General features: G+C 69.7%; 14 protein-coding genes and 2 pseudogenes. 12 read left to right on the top strand and 4 right to left on the bottom strand.

All coding sequences use genetic code 11. The features are described from left to right. Both ACTWPT_RS48830 and ACTWPT_RS48825 read left to right on the top strand, forming a co-directional pair. Positions 1–224: pseudogene (locus ACTWPT_RS48830) on the top strand (hypothetical protein); the annotation flags it as partial. Positions 225–234: 10 nt separating this feature from the next. After that, positions 235–441, top strand: a pseudogene (locus tag ACTWPT_RS48825) (hypothetical protein); the annotation flags it as partial. A gap of 56 nt (positions 442–497) precedes the next feature. Here the strand turns inward: ACTWPT_RS48825 and ACTWPT_RS48820 are convergent. Both ACTWPT_RS48820 and ACTWPT_RS48815 read right to left on the bottom strand, forming a co-directional pair. Then, positions 498–1,037 carry a hypothetical protein gene (locus ACTWPT_RS48820; RefSeq protein ID WP_443184393.1) on the bottom strand — a complete coding sequence of 180 codons (540 nt, stop codon included), beginning with the start codon at positions 1,035–1,037 and terminating at the stop codon, positions 498–500. 5 nt (positions 1,038–1,042) lie between these two features. Next, a complete protein-coding gene (locus ACTWPT_RS48815) occupies positions 1,043–1,222 on the bottom strand; it encodes a hypothetical protein (RefSeq protein WP_443184392.1) in 180 nt (59 codons plus the stop codon). 110 nt (positions 1,223–1,332) lie between these two features. Between ACTWPT_RS48815 and ACTWPT_RS48810 the strand changes: the two genes are divergently transcribed. Then, positions 1,333–1,905 carry a TetR/AcrR family transcriptional regulator gene (locus ACTWPT_RS48810; RefSeq protein WP_443184391.1) on the top strand — a complete coding sequence of 191 codons (573 nt, stop codon included), beginning with the start codon at positions 1,333–1,335 and terminating at the stop codon, positions 1,903–1,905. Here the strand turns inward: ACTWPT_RS48810 and ACTWPT_RS48805 are convergent. Together ACTWPT_RS48805 and ACTWPT_RS48800 are read right to left on the bottom strand one after the other, a co-directional pair. Next, positions 1,898–2,536: an HAD-IC family P-type ATPase gene (locus ACTWPT_RS48805; protein ID WP_443184390.1), complete on the bottom strand. Its 639-nt coding sequence runs from the start codon at positions 2,534–2,536 to the stop codon at positions 1,898–1,900. The two genes, ACTWPT_RS48810 and ACTWPT_RS48805, sit on opposite strands and share 8 nt — an antisense overlap. A gap of 19 nt (positions 2,537–2,555) precedes the next feature. Beyond that, the gene (locus tag ACTWPT_RS48800) at positions 2,556–3,314 is read right to left on the bottom strand and encodes a FadR/GntR family transcriptional regulator (RefSeq protein ID WP_443184389.1); all 759 of its coding nucleotides are present in this window, start codon (positions 3,312–3,314) and stop codon (positions 2,556–2,558) included. Between the two features lie 142 nt (positions 3,315–3,456). On the opposite strand from ACTWPT_RS48800, the gene ACTWPT_RS48795 reads away from it, so the two are divergent. The 9 genes from ACTWPT_RS48795 to ACTWPT_RS48755 all read left to right on the top strand — a co-directional run bounded on the left by ACTWPT_RS48795 (position 3,457) and on the right by ACTWPT_RS48755 (position 19,332). Beyond that, positions 3,457–5,622, top strand: coding sequence for a dipeptide ABC transporter ATP-binding protein (locus ACTWPT_RS48795; protein ID WP_443184388.1), 2,166 nt, complete (start codon positions 3,457–3,459; stop codon positions 5,620–5,622). Then, positions 5,619–6,527 (top strand): ABC transporter permease, encoded by a 909-nt coding sequence (locus tag ACTWPT_RS48790; RefSeq protein ID WP_443184387.1) that lies wholly within the window; start codon positions 5,619–5,621, stop codon positions 6,525–6,527. The genes ACTWPT_RS48795 and ACTWPT_RS48790 overlap by 4 nt, the downstream gene beginning before the upstream one ends. Beyond that, entirely contained in the window at positions 6,528–7,475 is a 948-nt protein-coding gene (locus ACTWPT_RS48785; RefSeq protein ID WP_443184386.1) for an ABC transporter permease, read from the top strand. Positions 7,476–7,510: 35 nt separating this feature from the next. Beyond that, the gene (locus ACTWPT_RS48780) at positions 7,511–9,067 is read left to right on the top strand and encodes an ABC transporter substrate-binding protein (protein WP_443184385.1); all 1,557 of its coding nucleotides are present in this window, start codon (positions 7,511–7,513) and stop codon (positions 9,065–9,067) included. 30 nt (positions 9,068–9,097) lie between these two features. Then, positions 9,098–10,030, top strand: coding sequence for a dihydrodipicolinate synthase family protein (locus ACTWPT_RS48775; protein ID WP_443184384.1), 933 nt, complete (start codon positions 9,098–9,100; stop codon positions 10,028–10,030). Then, a complete protein-coding gene (locus tag ACTWPT_RS48770) occupies positions 10,030–11,487 on the top strand; it encodes a sulfatase-like hydrolase/transferase (RefSeq protein WP_443184383.1) in 1,458 nt (485 codons plus the stop codon). Before ACTWPT_RS48775 ends, ACTWPT_RS48770 begins: the two co-directional genes overlap by 1 nt. 105 nt (positions 11,488–11,592) lie before the next feature. Further along, positions 11,593–13,545, top strand: a complete 1,953-nt coding sequence (locus tag ACTWPT_RS48765; RefSeq protein ID WP_443184382.1) for a LamG-like jellyroll fold domain-containing protein — start codon at positions 11,593–11,595, stop codon at positions 13,543–13,545. Between the two features lie 50 nt (positions 13,546–13,595). Continuing rightward, positions 13,596–15,605, top strand: a complete 2,010-nt coding sequence (locus tag ACTWPT_RS48760) for a LamG-like jellyroll fold domain-containing protein (RefSeq protein WP_443184381.1) — start codon at positions 13,596–13,598, stop codon at positions 15,603–15,605. Then, positions 15,595–19,332: a glycosyl hydrolase gene (locus ACTWPT_RS48755; RefSeq protein ID WP_443184380.1), complete on the top strand. Its 3,738-nt coding sequence runs from the start codon at positions 15,595–15,597 to the stop codon at positions 19,330–19,332. Before ACTWPT_RS48760 ends, ACTWPT_RS48755 begins: the two co-directional genes overlap by 11 nt. Positions 19,333–19,335: the final 3 nt, after the last annotated feature.

The raw sequence follows: 19,335 nt of genomic DNA, 5'->3' as shown, positions 1-19,335 counted from the left end.
CCCTGGTCAGAGGCGACCTGCGGGTGGCCGCCGACGCCATCCGGCTGTCGCGCAGGACACTGGCCACGATCAAGGGCAACCTGTTCTGGGCCTTCGCCTACAACGTGGCCGCCCTGCCGCTGGCCGCGCTCGGCCTGCTCAACCCGATGATCGCGGGGGCGGCGATGGCGTTCTCCAGCGTGTTCGTGGTGAGCAACAGCCTGCGGCTACGCCGATTCAAGTAGAGGTACGTTGATGGCTCCGAGCGAACACCGACTCGGAGCCATCAACGAATCGTGTCGCCATCGCCGGGAACGCCCTTTGGTCATGGGAGTCCCTGGCTGCGCCGCGTCATCACCGCCGCCGGTGCCGGGCAGGTGGAGCAGGCCCACCTCGACGATGAGATCATCGCCTTCCTGGGCCCGCAAGTGGGCCAAGGAACTCGACTACGCGCTCCGCAAAGAGCTCTGGACCTTCACCGATAACCGGATCGCCGGGAGTCAAGGTCCGCACTCCGGTCACCTGCCGATATGCGCGTCCTGGGCGGGCAGTCCGCCGGCCGCTGAACCGGGGCGTGTCCTGATCGCGTATCGGGTGCGGCCGCGTGGCTTGTACACCGCCAGCACGGTGGCCACCAGCAGCAACACCAGTGCTAGAACGGCGTGGATCAGGACGGAGGGGCTCTTCAGCATGCCCGATGTGGAGCCCGGTGCTGCTGCGACCCCTGCCAGATAGGCGAGCGTCTCGGTGTACATCAGCAGGACGATGATGGCCCCGACGTTGATCAGGAGCTTGAACAGGACCCAGTAGTGTCGGAACAGACCCCACGTGGTTCCCAGGGACTGGAGGAGCCCGGTGAGCAGCGAGGCGACGGCCAGAGGGATGAGGGTGTACCAGGCCGCCGGCTCCATCACCAGGTAGACGGCCCGGACTGTCTGAGCGTCCTGGCTGGTGAGCCCGATGATGGCGAGAGCCAGGAAGACGAGGACCGCGCCGAGCCAGCCCATGGACGAGGTGATGTGGGTGGTGAGGACTAACTTGCGGAGGGCAGGCGCCATCGTCCTCATGAGGCCATGGGGACGGCAAGGGCCGAGTCCGCAGCGAAGTGGCGGCCGGGTCCATGGCCGCCGGTGAGCAGCAGGACGACGAAGAGCACAACCAGAACGGCGGCGATGATCCCCGCCACCTTCACCCAGCGTGGCATGCCGACATCGCCGTCGGTTCGGTCGTGTGCGTCTGCCATGTGACTGTCCTCCATGGTCGGCGGGAGCGGGCGCGGACCCATACTTTACGAAACACTATGACTTCGTCAATGCATCGCGTATCGACCATGTCGTGTCGTATGCTCATGGCGTGCCGAGACTGTGGAACGAGACGATCGAGGCGCATCGCCGTGACGTACGCGACGCGATCCTCAACCACACGTCGGCGCTCGTGGCCGAGCACGGGCTGCGATCGGTCACCATGTCCGAGATCGCGGAGAAGACCGGCATCGGGCGCGCGACCCTGTACAAATACTTCCCGGACGTCGAAACGATCCTGCTCGCTTGGCACGAACGGCAGATCGCCGCCCACCTCGAACACCTCGCTGGAGTCCGCGACAGGGTCGGCGACGCCGAATCGCGGTTTCGAGCCGTGCTGGAGGCCTACGCCCTCATCACCCAGCGGTCCCGTGGACACGGCGACAACGCGCTCGTGTCGTTCCTGCACCGCGACGAGCAGGTCGCCCGAGCCCAGCGACAGCTCCACGACATGATCCGGGACCTCCTGGCAGAAGGCGCGCGAGCCGGCGCTTTCCGCGACGACGTCGCGCCGGAAGAACTCGCCACCTACTGCCTGCACGCCGTTTCCGCGGCCGGCGAACTGCCCTCCGAGGACGCCGCCCGCCGTCTCGTCACGGTCATCTTGACCGGACTTCTCACGTAGCGGGCAGACGCAGTCGTTTGAGCGCCAGGGCGTTGACGGCGACGATGACACTGGAGCCTGACATCGACAGTGCGGCGATCTCAGGCCGGAGTACGAGCCCGAACGCCGGCTCGAACACCCCGGCGGCGATGGGCAGCGCGAGCGTGTTGTAGCCGATCGCCCAGCCGAGGTTCTGCCGCATCTTACGCAGGGTGCCACGGCCGATCTGCAGTGCCGTGGGCACGTCCAGTGGATCCGACCGCATCAGCACGACGTCGGCCGTCTCGATGGCCACGTCCGTGCCGGCCCCGATGGCGATGCCCAGATCGGCCTGGGCGAGGGCCGGGGCGTCGTTGACGCCATCTCCCACCATGGCGACCCTGCGTCCGTCTTTCTGAAGCTCGGCGACCTTGGCCGCCTTGTCTCCCGGCAGCACCTCGGCAATCACGGTGTCGATGCCGAGCTGTTGGGCGATGCGTTCCGCGGTAGCGGCGTTGTCCCCCGTGAGCATGACAACCTCGACGCCGAGCTCGTGAAGACTGCTCGGCCAGCGACGGGTACGCCGTGGGGAACGACGAGCCGCCGAACCATCGCGCGCCCCACCTGGCCTGACAGTGCCCGAGCGGGCCGCGGTCGGCGCTTGGCTCCACATGCCGGCGCGAGCCGCCCGGTCAACCTGACTCCGTGGTTGTCTCGGCCGGTGGTGTTTCCGTCGGCGAGTTCTCGGTGAGTTTGGATTCGATGCCGATGTAGTGGTCCTGGATCGCCGCACGCGCCCGGTCCGGATCGCCGCTGAGGATCGCATCGAGGATGGCGGCGTGGCCGTGGTAGGCATCCATCGGCGTGCGACCGCGCGGCGGTGGCGCCACGGCGTGGAAGGCGAGCCAGAACTGATCGAACAGCCTCAGCAGCATCCCGTTGTCGAGATCGCGGAACAATAGCTGGTGGAACTGGCGATCCTGCTCGGGGAAGCCCTCCCCCTGTTCGGCGAGCCTGCGCATCGTGTCCAGGTTCTCTCGCAGCGCGGCGACGCTCGTGGGCGACATGGCCCGCATCGCGTCGGCGACCAGGCCGGCTTCGAGGGTCTTCCGCAACGCGACCAACTCTCGCAGTGCTCGATGGTCTTGCATGAGGCCGTAGGAGAGGTGGTCGAGCAGTGGAGTAAAGGAGAAGTGGCATACGTAGACGCCGCTGCCGCGACGCGTCTCCAGGACGCCGGTGGACTCCAGCGCCTTGACCGCCTCGCGGACCGAGTTGCGACTGACCCCGAACAGCCGGGCCAGTTCGGACTCCGGCTTGAGTGGGTCACCGGGGCGCAGCCCCTGCTTGAGGATGTAGTTTCTGATCTCCTGCTGCACGATCTTGTGCAGCGGAGGGGCGTTGCCGAGCCGCCGGAACTCCGGCTGCACGTCGTCCTCTCGAGTCGCCACGTTCTGGATCGACCTCCTATTCGTATCAACTTGTAGGATATCTTGCCAGTCTTGACACTGTGATGGGCGCCGCTTACGGTGACGAAATCTGTAGGACATCTTGCAGCAACGCGCTGGTATTCCGGTGCGAAGGAGGTCGCCGGTGTCAGGTGGAGGCCTGGATGGTGTGGTCCGAGACGACATCGCCCACAGCGGCACCATGCCCGTAGTGCCGGATCGCGGTGCCGGCCAGCCGGTGCTGAGCGTGCGGAACCTGGTTGTCGAGTTCACGACGCCGGCGGGCGTGGTGCGCGCGGTCGACGGGATGAGCTACGACGTCTACGGCGGCGAGACGCTCAGCGTGGTGGGGGAGACCGGGTCGGGCAAGAGCGTCTCGGTGCTCGCCGCGCTGGGCCTGCTCCAGACGGCGAACCTGCGGCGGGTCTCCGGCGAGGTGATGCTCGCCGGTGTGGATCTGCTGACCCTGCCGGAGGCGGAGCTGCGGCGGCGGCTCGGGCGCGACGTGGCGATGATCTTCCAGGACGCCATCTCCGCCCTCAACCCGGTCCAGCGAGTCGGCGACCAGATCGCCGAGGGACTGCGGGTGCACGACCGGGCCCTGACGGCCAACGCGGCGCGGGAGCGCGTCGTGGAGCTGCTCGAGATGGTGGGCGTGCCCCACCCGCGGGCCCGCTACGACCAGTACCCCCACCAGTTCTCCGGGGGGATGTGCCAGCGGGTGATGATCGCCATGGCGATCGCCAACCGCCCGAAGGTCCTGATCGCGGACGAGCCGACCACGGCGCTGGACGTGAGCGTCCAGGCGCAGATCCTCGACGTACTCCGGCTGGCGCGGGAGGAGACCGGCGCCGGCGTCGTGCTGATCACCCACGACCTCGGAGTGGTCGCCGAGACCGCCGACCGGGTCGCCGTGACCTACGGCGGCCGGATCGTGGAGACCGGCGACGTCATTTCGATCTTCACCCGGCCGCGACACCCCTATACCGCCGCCCTGATGCGCTCGCTGCCCCGGCTCGACAGCACCGCGGAACGGCTGCTCCCGATCCCGGGACAGCCGCCCGACCTCACCGAGAAGCCACCAGGGTGTGCGTTCGCGCCGCGCTGCCCGACCGCCCGCGGCCGCAGTGTCTGCATACAGACCCGGCCGGAGTTGCGGGCCGACGACGCCGGTACCGGCGCGAGCGCCTGCCACTTCCCGGACGAGGCGGCGGCGAGGCCCGGGATGGGAGACGGCGCGCAGCCACTGAGCAGCGACCCGGCGGAGCCGGTGGCCACGCCGGCCGGTGCCGGCGAGGCGGCACCGGAGTCGGCCGTGCCGGTCCTGGAGGTCCGGGATGCGGTGAGCCGGTTCCCGGTGCGATCCGGGGTCTTCGCGCGGGCGACCGCCTGGGTGCACGCGGTGGACGGAGTATCGCTGCGCATCCCGGCTGGCGGAACGCTCGGCCTGGTCGGCGAGTCCGGCTGTGGCAAGACCACGCTCGCGCGGCTCGTCCTGCGGCTGGTGGATCCGACCGGCGGGCAGATCCTCGTGGAGGGCGACGACGTCGGGCGGGCGGGCCGGGCCGGCCTGCGGCGGATCCGGCGGCGCGCGCAGATGGTCTTCCAGGATCCGTACGCCTCGCTGAATCCGCGCCTGACCGTCGGTGACAACGTGGCCGAGCCGCTGCGGCTGCAGCGCCTTCCCCGCGCGCGGCGCCGGGAAGACGTGCGCGAGCTGTTCAGCCGCGTGGGCCTGCGGCCGGAGCACGTCGATCGGTTCCCGGCGGAGTTCTCCGGCGGTCAGCGCCAGCGGGTGGCGATCGCGCGGGCCCTGGCATCCCGGCCCCGGCTGCTGATCCTCGACGAGCCGGTGTCCGCCCTGGACGTGTCGGTGCAGGCGCAGGTGCTGAACCTGCTGGCGGACCTGCAGCGGGAATCCGGGATGGCATACCTGTTCGTCAGCCACGATCTTTCGGTGATCCGCCAGGTCGCCGACCAGGTCGCGGTCATGTACCTCGGGAAAATCGTCGAGTCCGGGTCGGTGACCCGGGTGTACGACGACCCGCGCCACCCCTACACCCGTTCGCTGCTGGCGTCGGTGCCGGTTCCGGATCCGGTCGGCCGCGAGACCCGGCGCCGGGTGCCGCTGGGCGGTGACGTCCCCAGTCCGGTGAACCCGCCGTCGGGGTGCCGCTTCCGTACCCGATGCCCGATCGCGGCGGCCCGCTGTGCCGAGGAGGAACCCTTGCTCCGTTCCGTCGCCGGCGGGCACACGGCCTGCCACTTCGCCGACGAAGTTCCCGATCTGGTCCCGCAGGTGAGCGCATGAGCGCGCCACCCGCCGGCGTCCCGACGGTTGCGCCCCAACGGCGACGGCTGGCGGCTGCGCGCCGGTTCGCCCGGTCCCGGTCCGCCGTCGTCGGTGCGGTCGGGTTGGCCACGCTCGCGGTGATGGCGCTGCTCGCGCCGATCGTCGCGCCGTTCGACCCGGCCGCGCAGGGCGGCGAGCCCTTGCTCGGCCCGTCCGGGACGTACTGGCTCGGCACCGACCAGCTCGGCCGGGACATCGTCTCCCGGATGATCCACGGCGCTCGCGGCTCGCTGCTCGTCGCGGCTGGTGCCGCCGCGGTCGGTGCGGGAATCGGGGTCCCGCTGGGGCTTGTCGCCGGGTACCTGGGGCGGTGGGCCGACGCGGTCGCGATGCGGGTGGTCGACCTGCTGCTGGCGGTGCCCGGGATCCTGCTCGCGCTGGTCATCATCGCGGTGCTGGGGCCGGGCCGGGTCAACCTGATCGTGGCGATCGGGATCGGTGCGATACCGGAGTTCGCCCGGCTGACCCGGGTGGCGACCCTGGAGGTGCGCGAGCGCGACTTCGTGCTGGCGGCCCGTGGGATGGGCGCGAGCACGCCGGACACGATGGCCCGCACCGTACTGCCGAACGTGCTCGGTCCGATCATGGTGCAGTTCGTCATCACCGCGTCGATGGCGGTCGTGATCGAAGCGGGGCTGAGCTTCCTCGGGCTCGGCACCCCGCCGCCGGCGCCATCGTGGGGCGGCATGCTCCAGGACGCCCGTTCGTACCTGTACCAGAGTCCGACCTACGGACTGTTCCCGGGGATCTGCCTGGCCGCCACCGTGTTCTTCCTGGAACGGATCGGGCGTGGCCTGCAGCTTGCGGTCGGTGGCGGCGGGCCGCGCGCGGGGGCGCGCGGCATCGGCAGAGGAGCGGTGTAGATGTACGGCTATCTGGTCCGCCGGCTGATGCAGTTCGCGGTGGTGCTGCTGCTCGGCTCGATCGCCGTGTGGGCGTTCGTCCTCCTGCTGCCCGGAGACCCTGCCACGGTGTTGATCGGCCCGGACGCGAGCGCCGCCGAGTTGGCAGCGACCCGCGCCCGGATGGGGCTGGACCAGCCCTTCCTGGCGCAGTACGGGGTCTGGCTCGGCCACGCGGTCACCGGTGACCTCGGCGCGTCGTACTACTCGGGCCAGCCGGTGCTCACCGAGCTGCTGGACCGGATCCCGGCGACGGTGCAGCTGGCCGGGTTCACCCTGGTGCTGACGCTGCTCATCGCGGTGCCGGTCGGCATCGTGGTGGCGTTGCGGCCGTACTCGGTCGTCGGCCGGGTCCTGCAGGGCTACCTCACGGTGGGCCTGGCAGTGCCGGCGTTCTGGCTCGGTCTGCTGCTCATCATCGTGCTCGCCGTGCAGCTGCGATGGCTGCCCGCCTCCAGCGATTTCGTGCCGCTCTGGCAGGACCCCGGTGCCGCGCTGACCAGCACGATCCTGCCCGCGGCCGCCATCGCCGTGCACACCTCCAGCGTCACCGCCCGGTTCCTCGCCAACTCGCTGGGCGAGGTGATGGGCAAGGACTACATCCGTACCGCCCGCGCCAAGGGCGTGCCGGAACGGGACGTGATCCGCCGGCACGCCGTGCGGAACGCCGCACTGCCGACCGTCACCATCGTCGGACTCCAGCTCGGCAGCTTTCTCGGCGGCACCGTCGTCATCGAGGCCGTCTTCAACTACCCCGGACTCGGGCGGCTGCTCTACACCGCTATCGGGGAACGCGACTACGCCCTGGTACAGGGCGGGGTGCTGTTCGTCGTCGCCACGTTCCTGCTGCTGAATCTCCTGGTGGACGTGGCCTACGGCGTCCTAGATCCGCGTATCCGGCTCACCTGACCTCCACCCCCCACTCCACCTCAGAGGGCATCACCATGAGCATTTCTCCGCGACAGTCCCGCCTCATTTCCCGCCGCGCGCTACTACGGACCGGCCTGGCGGTCACCGGCGCGCTCGCCACCGCGCCGCTGCTGGGCGCCTGCGGTTCCAGCGACGTTGCCGGCACCGGCGGTGACGCCGGCGCCGGCAAGCTCACGCTCGGTACGACGAAGATCATGCAGTTCGACCCGTACGTCACCAACACCGACATCCACATCCATGCCTTCTACACGTACCTGGTCGACTACCCGACCGACGGCACGTACAAGGCCATCCCCGCAGGCGCCGAGAAGTGGGAGTTCGCCGCCGACCACGCGTCGGTCACCCTCACCCTGCGGGAGGCGAAATTCCACTCCGGTGCGGCGGTCAGCGCAGCGGATGTCGTCGCCGGTATCAAGCGGGCGCAGAACCCCGATACCGCATTCACCCTCGCGCAGCCGTCCGCGTTCATCGCCACGGCGACCGCGGTCGACGATCGCACCGTACGCGTCGACTTCAAGGCGCCCACCCCGGAGGCGCTCGTCATCGACTGGATGTTCGCGTTCCCGCTGATTCCGGCGGACAAAAACACCCCGAAGCAGCTGGAACACCAGCCGGCCGGCTCCGGGGCGTTCCGGCTCGGGGAGTTCCAGCGCAACCAGCGCCTGACGCTGACGAAGAACCCCGACTTCTACGATGCGGGCAAGCCATACCTCAACGAAGTCGAGTACCGGTTCTTCACCGACGAGGACGCGTTGGTGGCCGCGCTCGAGTCGGGGTCCGTCGACGGCGCCGCATACATCGGGTTCCGGCACTCCGAGCGGCTGAAGGATCGGTTCACCCTGGTGAAGGGCAGCGGCCGGATGACCCTGTTCTTCATGAACGCCACCATCCCGCCGTTCGACAACAAGCTGCTGCGGCAGGCGCTGGCGCGGGCCATCGACCGCGAGCGGATCATCAAGCAGGTCAACTTCGGCATCGGCGACCCCATCTACACGGCGTTCATGCCGCCGTCGCCCGCGTTCGACCCGGCGTACCTCGACTCGCATGGGTTCGACCTGGACGCCGCGGCCGCGATGCTGGAGCAGTCCGGCGGCGCGCGCAAGGCCACCGCGGGCGTGACCTCAGGAAGCCCCTCCGTGGAGGTGTTGCAGATCATCCAGGCGGACCTGAAGAAGATCGGGTTCGAGTTGGAGATCGCCCCGCAGGAGGAGGCCGCGTACCTCGAGGCGTTGTTCGCCAGCAAACTGCAGTGCACCGTCGCCGCGCAGCCGAACAACCTGCAGAGCCCGTCGCTGATCGCCCGGGGCCGGCAGATGCTGCCGGGCAAGGAGAACACGACGTTCCGCGAGAAGGTGCCGCCCGCGTACGTCGAGGCGGTGGCCGCGGCCGGCTCCGCGATCACGCCGGAGGACCAGAAGGCCGCGTACGCGGCGCTGAACAAGGTTCTCGCCGAGGAGTCCTGGGCGATCGGGATCTCCACCCAGCCGTCGCTGTTCGCGCTCGACAAGCGCATCACCGGCCTGGCCACCGATCCCCGCGACTTCGTCACCCTCATCAACACGAAGGCCTGACCGGCCCGCCGGCCAATCGAAGGGAACCGTATGACCCGCTTGGGCTACTGCACCGACGGACCGGACATGGCGCTGCTCACCGCCGTGTTCACCCCATTCGACGAGGCTGGCGGACTCGCCCTCGACATCGTCGCGAAGCAGGCGGACGCGCTGGTCGCGTGGGGGTCGCCGGCGGCGTTCGTCGGCGGCACCGCCGGCGAAGGAGCGTCCATGTCCACCGCCGAGCGGATGGCGCTGGTCGAGCGGTGGTGCGAGGTCGCGGCCGGCCGGCTGGACGTCCTCGTCCATGTCGGACACGCGAGCGTCATCGAAGCCGGCCGGCTGGCGGCGCACGCGGAATCGCTGGGGGTGAAGGCGATCTCCGCGGTCGCCCCGTACTTCCATCGTCCCAACACAGTGGCCGCGCTGGTCGATGCCTGCGCGGCCATCGCGGACGCCGCCCCGACACTGCCGTTCACCTACTACCACATCCCCTCGGCGACCGGAGTGAACCTGCGTGCCAGCGACGTTCTGCTGGCCGCGCGGGAGAGGATCCCGACCTTCGCCGGGGTCAAGTTCGCCCACAACGACATGGTCGACCTGCAACGCTGCCTGCACCTGGCGGGGGAGGAACAGGAGATCTACGTCGGCGTGGCCAACCTGGCGCTCGCCGCCTGGCAGTGGGGGGCACGAGCCGCCATCGGTTCGGTGTACAACTTCGCCGGCCCGCTGTTCCGTCAGATGCTCGACCACGCCGCCGGAGGAGACCTGGCGGCCGCGCAACGGCTCCAACTCCAGGCGCAGCAGGTCATCGAAATCGCCGGGCGGTACGGTGGCGAGCTGGCCGGCTTCAAAGCGCTCGGCTCCTTGTTCGCCGTCGACTGTGGACCATGCCGCCAGCCGCTGGTGTCGCCCGGTTCGCATGAGCTGGCCGGGTTGCGCGCCGAGGTGACCCGGCTCGGATTCGGCGACGAGATCCACTGATGCCCAACGTTCTGGTCATCCAGGCCGACCAGTTCCGGGCGGACTGCCTCGGCGTCGCCGGCAACCCGGACGTGCGTACCCCCAACCTGGACCAGCTGGCCGCCGACGGCGTCCGATACCGCAACGCGTTCTGCCCGTTCCCGGTCTGCACCCCATCCCGGTACTCGCTGCTGTCCGGCCTGCACGTGCGCCAGCATGGTGGTTGGACGAACCGTTGCACTCTCGCGCCCGGCATCGACACGTTCCCGCGGGCGTTACGCCGGGCCGGGTACCGGACGGCGGCGGTCGGCAAGATGCACTTCACGCCGACCTACCTTGACGTCGGCTACGACCACATGGAGCTCGCCGAGCAGGACGGGCCCGGCCGGTACGACGACGACTACCACCGGGAGCTGGCCGCAGCCGGACTGGCGCCGGTGACCGACCTCGTCGACCAGGAGCAGGAATTCCGCGCGCAGGCATCCCGGTCGTACTGGGAGACCTTCGGCAGCGGAAGGTCGAACCTGCCGGAACAGTGGCACTCCACCACCTGGATCGGCGAACGGGCGCGGACCGTGCTGGCCGGCTGGTCCGGCGGCACCGGTCAGTTGCTGCACGTGTCGTTCATCAAGCCGCATCACCCGTTCGACCCGCCCGCGGGCTGGGACGACCTGTACGACCCGGCGACGCTGACCCCGTTACCGGGCTGGACGGACACGATTCCGGAAGGCGACCGCCACCACCGACGGGAGTACTTCGACAACGAACCGCTGACGCTGCCGCTGCTGCAACGGGTCATGGCGCACTACTACGCCACCATCACGCAGCTGGACCACCAGGTGGGCCTGATGCTCGACCTGCTGCGGGAGCGCGGGCTCTACGACGACACACTGATCTTCTTCACCGCCGACCACGGAGAGTACCTCGGCTTCCACCACCTGCTCCTCAAGGACGGCCCGATGTACGACCCTGTGGTGAAGGTGCCGCTGCTGGTCAAGTTTCCGGGCGGGCGACGGCGCGGCGATGTCGCCGACGCGCTTGTCTCGCTGGTCGACGTCGCCCCGACGATCCTGGCGAGCTGTGGCGTGCAGCCGGCGTCACCGCTGCCCGGTCGCGACCTGGCCGACCCGGTGGCCGGGCACGACTGTGTCTTCGCCGAGACCCGCCGCCGGCTGGGCGCCGGGGGCATGGCCCGCACCGAGCGGTACAAGCTGCTGTGGTCCGAGACGGCCGGAGAGTCCTTCTTCGACCTGGCCGCCGACCCGCACGAGCTGACTGACCTCCTCGACGACCCCGCGTACGGTGATGCGCTCGGGCAGATGCGCGAGGCCGTGACGCGGTGGGCGCTCTACGACGCGACCCCACCCACCTATCTGGACCTCAGTGCCCCGCACCGCGGAATCACCACCGAGGACGACCGTGCCGCGCGGCACGAGCTGTTCGCGTCCGCGGTCGCCAAGCACCGCACCGACTCGTGACCCCCCATGAGGAGAGGAACGACGATCGTGACAACTCATCGCAGACTCCGACACCGGTTATCGAGGTTCGCCGCTTTAGCCGGCGCGGCGGCGGTGTTGATGCCGATGACGGCGGTACCCGTCGCGGCCGACGTCATCGAGACGACGGCGGACCCGTTCCGGGCGAAGACAACGGTGGTGTTCTCCGACCCGAACGTGCCGACCGGGTGTCACCGGATTCCGGCGATCGTCCGGGCGGTGGACGGGTCGTTGCTGGCCTTCGCCGAGCACCGGCTCAACAGCTGCGCCGACAAGTCCGACATCGAGACGGTGGTCAGGCGGCTGCCGGCCGGGGCCACACAGTGGCTGCCGGAGCAGACGGTCGTGCGGGGCGAGCCTGACAATCCGCAGGCGCCGGCGACCCGCGGCAACGCCGCGCCGGTGGTGTACCGGCACCTGCCGGGCGCTCCGGCGGCCGGCGCCCCGGACGGCCGGATCGTGCTGCTGGGCACGCACAACCCGGTGGACCCGGCCACTCCCGGCCAGAGCCAGGGGGGTGCCCCACGTACCCCGTACATGGTGTACAGCGACGACAACGGGGTGACCTGGAGCCAGCCACGTACCCTGGAGGAGCTGGACGACCCGGCCTGGGGTCACTACGCGACAGGTCCGGTGCACGCCATCCAGCTCACTCGCGGCGCCCACGCCGGGCGGCTGGTGGCAGGCGTCAACTATGTCCCCCCGGGCGTCCGCGGTGCCATGCTCGTCTACAGCGATGACGGCGGCGTGACCTGGCAGCGGGGCGCGCGGGTGGACTATCCGCTGGGCCGGCAACTGATCCCGCAGGAGATGAGCCTGGTCGAACAGGCCAACGGTGACATTTTCGTGTGGGCCAGGCAGAACTGGAGCGGCGGCACCGACGAGGAAGAGGCCGACCCGGACATCCGCCCGCACCGGGCGTACGCCATCAGCAAGGACGGCGGCCAGACATACGACAGTGGCTTCACGCTGCTGCGCGGATTCGAGGCACCGCCAGTCCAGTCGGCGGCATTGCGGCTGCGGGCCACCGACGAAGGGGACCGGTACAACCGGATCCTCACGTCCGCGGCATCGGTGAATGTGGACCCGCGGAGCCGGATGACCATCCGCTCGACGTTCGACGAGGGACTCAGCTGGCAGACCGTCGACACCCCCGCCCGCTCGAGCGACGAAGGCGTCCAGGTGTGGGGCGACAACAACCGCGACATCTCCGTCGAGGACTGCGCCTGCTACGGCGGTTACTCGGACATGGTGGAACTACCCAACGGCCATGTCGGGCTGCTCTACGAACGGACCAGGTCCGGTTGCTGGTCCACCCGGACCTGCGCCGGGACCACCGACTACCGTGCGGAGATCGCGTTCGTCGTACTCGACGACCGCGACCTGCACACCCCGTCCACCACTCCGGACGTGCCGGGCAGGTCGGCGCTGGTGTTCGAGGGTGTCACGACCACCCGCGGCGTGTACGGCCAGGCGCTGGCCTTCGATGGGCAGCGGGGTCGGGTGCAGTTGCCGTACCGGACCGCGCCGGTGCTGGGTTCGGGCGATTTCACCGTGTCGACCTGGGTCAGGCACGACGACGACACCAAGGACCAGGTCATCTTCTCGGCGTACGGCCAGGACGGCGAGGCGAAGGTGTGGTTGCGGGCCGAGCCGGGCAGTGACCGTATCCGTGGCATGGTGAACGCCGCCGGCGGATCGGTGGCCGTCATGTCCGCCGGCGATTACGCCGACGGCGCGTGGCATCACGTGGCGCTGCGCAGGCAGGGCGACACGGTCACCCTGTTCGTCGACGGTGCACAGGCCGGGGTCGCGTCCGGGGCAGGCGGTGCCGTCACCGGCGACGACCCCGCACCGATATACCTCGGGCAGGGCCTCGACGGGGCGAACCGGTTCCACGGCAGCATGGACGAGTTCCGAATCTACGACCGTGCGCTGAGCACCGCCGAGCTGACCCGGCTGCGCACCGGCGACACCAACGGCATTCCCGGCCGCACCGCACACCTGCCGATGGACGCCGTCATCCCACCCGGCGCCTGATCCTCTTCCCCCCAGAACCCTCATCGCCATGACACAGAGGAGCGGCGACGGTGATAGTTCATCGCAAACCCAAGTACCGGGCTGTGCTGATCGCCTTCGGGATCAGCATGGCGGCTGCGCTGACACCTGTCCAGGCCGCGGCGGCGGACCTCACCGCGGCGACGGTCGACCCGTTCGAGTCGAAGACCACCGTGCTGTTCTCCAGCCCGAACGTGCCGTCCGGGTGCTACCGGATTCCGTCGATCGTCCGGGCGGTGGACGGCTCGCTGCTGGCCTTCGCCGAGCACCGGTTCCACACGTGTGCGGACAAATCCAACATCGAGACGGTCGTCCGCCGTCTGCCCGCCGGCGCCACAGAATGGCAGCCGGCGCAGACCGTGGTGCGCGGCGAACCAGGGGACCCGGTGGCGCCGGCGACCCGCAGCAATCCCGGCCCGGTGGTGTACCGGCAGCTGCCGGGTGCTCAGGCGGTCGACGCGCCGGACGGCCGGATCGTGCTGTTGGGAACACACAACCCGGTGGATCCGACCAAACCCGGGACCAACCACCGAACCGCGCCGCGGACCCCGTACGTCCTGCACAGCGACGACAACGGACTGACGTGGGCTGCTCCACGCCCACTGCCCGAGCTGGACGATCCGTCCTGGGGCCACTACGCGACCGGCCCGGTGCACGCCATCCAGCTCACCCGCGGCGCGCACGTCGGCCGACTGATCGCGGGCGTCAACTACAACTCCGGCGAGGGGGCCGGCGCGATGCTGGTCTACAGCGATGACGCCGGCGTCACCTGGCACCGGGGCGCCAACGCCTTATACGGCATGGACCGCCAGCTGATCCCGCAGGAACTCAGCCTGGTGGAGCTCGTCAACGGCGACATCATGGTGTGGGCCAGGCAGAACTGGACCGGTGGCACGCCCGAGGAGGAGGCCGACCCGAACGTCCGCCCACACCGGGCGGTGGCGATCAGCAAGGACGGCGGGGCGACGTACCACAGCGACTTCACGCTGCGGCCCGGGTTCGAGGCACCGCACATCCAGTCCTCGTCGTTGCGGCTGGTGGCCACCGACGAAGGTGACGCATACAACCGGATCCTCACCATGGCGCCGTCGGTGAACACGGAGCCGAGGATCAGGCCGACCATCCGCTCGTCGTTCGACGAAGGGCTGAGCTGGCAGTCCGTCGACACCCCGCTCGACTCGACCGACGAGGGCGTCCAGGTGTACGGAACCAATGACCGCAGCGCCACAGTGGAGGAATGCGCCTGTTACGGCGGCTACGCCGACATGGTGGAACTGCCGGGCGGTGATGTCGGGCTGCTCTACGAGCGCGGCGCCACCGACTACCGCTCCGAGATCGCCTTCGTCCGGCTCAACGACCGCGACCTGCACACCCCGTCCACCACTCCGGACGTGCCGGGCCGGTCGGCGCTGGTGTTCGACGGCGTCACCACCACCGCGGGCCGGTACGGCCGGGCGTTCAGCTTCGACGGGGAGCGTGGCCGGGCGCAGCTGCCCTTCCGGACTGAGCCGGTCCTGGGCACCGGTGACTTCACCGTGTCGACGTGGATCAAGTACCGCGACACCAGCAAGGACCAGGCACTGGTCTGGGCGTACGGCCTCAACGGCGAACCCGCGGTGCAGCTGAGTGCCGAACCGGGCAACAACCGGATCCGTGGCACGGTGACCACCGCCACGGGGTCGGCCGGCGTCACCTCCGCCGGCGCGTACGCCGATGGCGCCTGGCACCACGTCGTGCTGCGTCGCCAAGCGGACACCGTCACGTTGTTCGTGGACGGTGCCCAGGTCAGCGCCGCGTCCGGTGCCGCCGGGGCGGTCAGCGGCGACGATCCCACACCCATCTACCTCGGGCAGCGGCTCGACGGGGCGAACCGGTTCCACGGCAGCATGGACGAGTTCCGTGTCTACGACCGCGCGCTGAGCAACGCCGAGTTGTCCTGGCTGCGCACCACTAACACCAACCGCATCCGGGGCCTCACCGCCCACCTGCCGATGAACGCCCTGGTGCCCGCGGGCAGATCGGAGTCCGGTGATGTTCGGTGAGCGTCGCTACCGCGTAGCCGCTGTTCCGCTCCTCGCGGCGGCGCTCGCCGGCATCCCCGTCGTCATCGCATCGACTGCCCCGCCTCCCTCGCACGCCGCGTCGGCGCCGGCGGCGCTCGCCGGATCCGTGCCTAGGCTGACCGCCGGGACATTCGCCGATCCACCCTCGACGGCGCGTCCGAAGTATCGCTGGTGGATGCCGATGGCCTTCACACAGGACGAGCAGTTACGCGCCGAGCTCGCCGACATGAAGGCCGTCGGCGCCGGCGGCGCGGAGGTCGCCACGACCACCGCCACCGGCCCGAGGGCCTTCGACCCCGAGTTCCTGGCGGAGTACGGCTGGGGCTCGCCGCGCTGGGCACAGAAGGTCCAGAGCATGCTGGAGACCGCCGACCGGCTCGATCTGGCCCTGGACTTCACCATCAGTCCACGATGGCCGGCGATCGTCCCCACGGTGACCGATGTCAACGATCCACGGGCGTCGCAACAGTTGGTGTTCTCGCACGCCTTCGTCAAGGGCGGTACGAGATACGGTGGCGCCCTGCCGACCAACTACAGCCCGCGACCCCCGGGCGGTGCGCAGCGCACCCCGATCGCCGTGCTGCTCGCCCAGTGCGCGGACGCGGCCTGCGACCGCCAGGGCAGCGGTCCCCGGATGCTCCACCGCGACAGCGTGCGGGACCTCACCGGCAGCGTCGGCGACGACGGCACGCTGAGCCTCGACGTGCCGGGCGACGCCGGCGACACCTATGTGTTGATGGGTTTCTTCCAGACCGGCGACGGCCAGCTTCGCAACAACTTCACCACGACCACACCGAACTACGTCCTCGACCACCTCAGCGAACAGGGAGTCCGGGCGACGACGCAGTTCTACGACTCGTCGATTCTGACCCCGCCGGTGCGGCAGGCGCTCGACGCCGTCGGCAGGGTCGACCTCTTCGAGGATTCGCTCGAACTCGGGACCGCGCAGAAGTGGACGTGGGACTTCGCCGACCAGTGGGAGCGGCGGCGGGGCTACTCGCCGATCTCGGTTCTTCCGGCGCTCACCGACGCCGGATCCGCGGGCCTCACCGCGGCACCGTTCTTCGACTTCACCGACGGCAGCGGCGCGCGCATCCGGACCGACTACCGGCAGACCTGGAACGACCTGTACATCGACTCCCGGCTCGTGCCGTTACGCCAATGGGCGAACGAACGCGGCATGGCGCTGCGGAGCCAGCCGTACGGCGGACCCATCGACACGCCGCAGGCGGCCACCCATGTCGACGTGCCCGAGGGCGAGTCGCTGGTGTTCTACGACAACATCGAGCCCTACCGGCTGGTGTCGGTCGGCGCGCATCTGAACGGCACCCCCGTCGTGTCGAGCGAGTGTTGCGCGGCGCGGGCGAGCGTCTGGGCGACGACCGCCGGAGGCTGGCAGAACTCGGCCAACCTGCGCTCGGTGTACCGCGGATACGCGGGTGGCGTGACCCAGGTGGTGTGGCACGGCTACCCGTACCTGACCAAGGGGGAGGGCACAGCCGACCAGGCGGTGTGGCCTGGCATGTCGTATGGGGGCAACACCTCCTTCTCCGAGGCATGGGGCGCCAAGGGCGGGCCCAACTGGCCGGACTACCGGGCGATCAACGACCACCTCGCCCGGCTGCAACTGGTGCTCCGGCAGGGCAAGCCGACCTTCGACGTGGCCCTGTACTTACAGGACTTCGGCCTGCGATCGCCGGCCACCACGCTCACCGGACCGAGGACGCTCCTGGAGAGCGACTCGCCGCTGGCAGAACGTGGCTACACGTACGAGTACCTCAGTCCGGCGCACCTGCGGATGCCTTCGGCGAAGGTGTCGGACGGGCGGCTGTTCCCATCGGCCGGCGCATACCAGGCGATCATCCTCGCGGACCAGAAGACGATGGCGGTCGACACCGCGCGCCGGTTGCTCGACCTGGCACGCGACGGACTGCCGGTCGTCTTCGTCGGCGAGCTGCCCTCGTCGACTCCGGGCTTCCACGACGCGGCGGCGCAGGATGCCGAGCTGCGTCGGCTGATCGCCCAGCTGGCCGCGCGGCCCGGCGTGCACCGGGTCGCCGACCTCGCGGCCGTGCCGGACCTGCTCGCCCGGCTCGGGATAGCGCCGGCCGCCGCGCACGCGACGCCGTCCGCCGACGTGTTGAGTGTCCGCCGCTCCGACGCGACCACCGACTACTACTACCTGTTCAACCAGCGGTCGTGGGCGACCGAACAGCGGCTGACGCTCACCGGCGAAGGACGACCGTACAAGCTGGATACCTGGACCGGCGAGATCACTCCCCTCACCGACTATCGGCAGACACCGCACGGCGTGGAGGTCAACGTCGCCCTGGAGGCATCCGATACCGCGGTCATCGCGCTGTCGACCCGCCACGACGAGACGTTCCGGTGGTCGGCCCCGGTCGAACACGGTCCGACCGTCGCCCGCAATACCGGGTTGGGTCCTGTGCTACTCGACGATTGGACTCTCCAGGTGGAGAGCTGGACACGGGGTGAATCAGGGCTGCCCGGTGACACGGCCAAGACCACTCTTCCGGCCGTTGAACCGGTCGCCGGTGAGCGTGGAGCGCTGCCGCCGTGGTCGGCGATCACGCCGGCGAACGGCTACGACGTCGACCTCGGCGACGTGTCCGGGGTCGGAACGTACACCTCGACGTTCACCCTCGACGACTCGTGGGGCGGGGTCCGCACGGCATACCTGGATCTGGGAGCCGCCGTCGACACCGTCACCGTGACGCTGAACGGGACCCGCATCCCGGCGCGGAGCCCGCAGGATCTCCGGCACATCGAGGTGGGACGGTATCTCCGGGCCGGTGACAACACCCTCACGGTGCGCGTCGCGTCGACCCTCGTCAACGCGGTCCGGGTCGCACCCGGCACCGGGGCGGCCGACCGGCCACGCCAGGACTACGGATTGCTGGGGCCGGTACGCCTGACACCGCGCGAGGCCCGGCAGCCGAACCTGGCGGTGGAGGCCCTGGAGCGGGAACTGCCGCTGGCCGCCGGCGGCACCAACCAGGCACGCGTCCGTATCGCCAACAACTCACCCAGACCGGTGTCCGTCTCGGTCGACGTGACGACCGACGACGGGGTCGAGGCGACGGTGGACCGGCCGACCCTGCTGATTCCCGGACGGTCGTCGGCGACGGCGCTGGTACGCCTGAGCGGTCAGCGCGAGTCCGGCTCGTCAACCCTCGTCATCGACGCGGTGGCGGCAAACGGGGCGAGTGGGCAGGCGCACGTCACCCTTCGGCACTCCGACAATCTGGCGGTCAACACGACGGGTAGCCCGTACCCGCGCGTCTGGGCGTCGAGTTACCAGTACCAGCATCCGCCTTCGTTCCTGACGGACGGTTCTGCGTCGACGTACTGGGTGTCCGGCGGTCATACACCCGGGCAGGCGCCGACACCGGAGACTCCGGAGTTCATCGGCGTCGACCTCGGACTGGCCACGATGGTGCGTGCGGTGGGGTTGAGCGGCCGGGACAACTGGGCCCCGCGATCGTACGACGTGCAGACGTCTGTGGACGGCGAGCGGTGGACGACCGTGCTGTCGGTCACGGACGACGCCACGGCGACCACCAGGGCGGTCACGCCGACACGGGCCCGCCACGTACGGCTGCGCATCACCGAAGGCCGTTACCCCACCCAGCCGGGTCACAACACACAGCTGGCCGAGTTCGCTGTCTACTCCGCCGACGCCTGAGAA

The sequence above is a fragment of the Nonomuraea sp. 3N208 genome (assembly GCF_052245935.1).
Lineage (GTDB): Bacteria > Actinomycetota > Actinomycetes > Streptosporangiales > Streptosporangiaceae > Nonomuraea.
The sequence above is the reverse complement of the archived record's forward strand: the minus strand, read 5'-3'. Positions and strand labels throughout refer to the sequence as shown.

What these genes read in the sequence shown, in the direction of transcription:
- ACTWPT_RS48790 (WP_443184387.1), top strand. Translation starts at nt 5,619, where the DNA reads ATGAGCGCGCCACCCGCCGGCGTCCCGACGGTTGCGCCCCAACGGCGA.
- ACTWPT_RS48780 (WP_443184385.1), top strand. Translation starts at nt 7,511, where the DNA reads ATGAGCATTTCTCCGCGACAGTCCCGCCTCATTTCCCGCCGCGCGCTA.
- ACTWPT_RS48805 (WP_443184390.1), bottom strand. Translation starts at nt 2,536, where the DNA reads ATGTGGAGCCAAGCGCCGACCGCGGCCCGCTCGGGCACTGTCAGGCCA.
- ACTWPT_RS48785 (WP_443184386.1), top strand. Translation starts at nt 6,528, where the DNA reads ATGTACGGCTATCTGGTCCGCCGGCTGATGCAGTTCGCGGTGGTGCTG.
- ACTWPT_RS48755 (WP_443184380.1), top strand. Translation starts at nt 15,595, where the DNA reads ATGTTCGGTGAGCGTCGCTACCGCGTAGCCGCTGTTCCGCTCCTCGCG.
- ACTWPT_RS48775 (WP_443184384.1), top strand. Translation starts at nt 9,098, where the DNA reads ATGACCCGCTTGGGCTACTGCACCGACGGACCGGACATGGCGCTGCTC.
- ACTWPT_RS48815 (WP_443184392.1), bottom strand. Translation starts at nt 1,222, where the DNA reads ATGGCAGACGCACACGACCGAACCGACGGCGATGTCGGCATGCCACGC.
- ACTWPT_RS48765 (WP_443184382.1), top strand. Translation starts at nt 11,593, where the DNA reads ATGACGGCGGTACCCGTCGCGGCCGACGTCATCGAGACGACGGCGGAC.
- ACTWPT_RS48820 (WP_443184393.1), bottom strand. Translation starts at nt 1,037, where the DNA reads ATGGCGCCTGCCCTCCGCAAGTTAGTCCTCACCACCCACATCACCTCG.
- ACTWPT_RS48770 (WP_443184383.1), top strand. Translation starts at nt 10,030, where the DNA reads ATGCCCAACGTTCTGGTCATCCAGGCCGACCAGTTCCGGGCGGACTGC.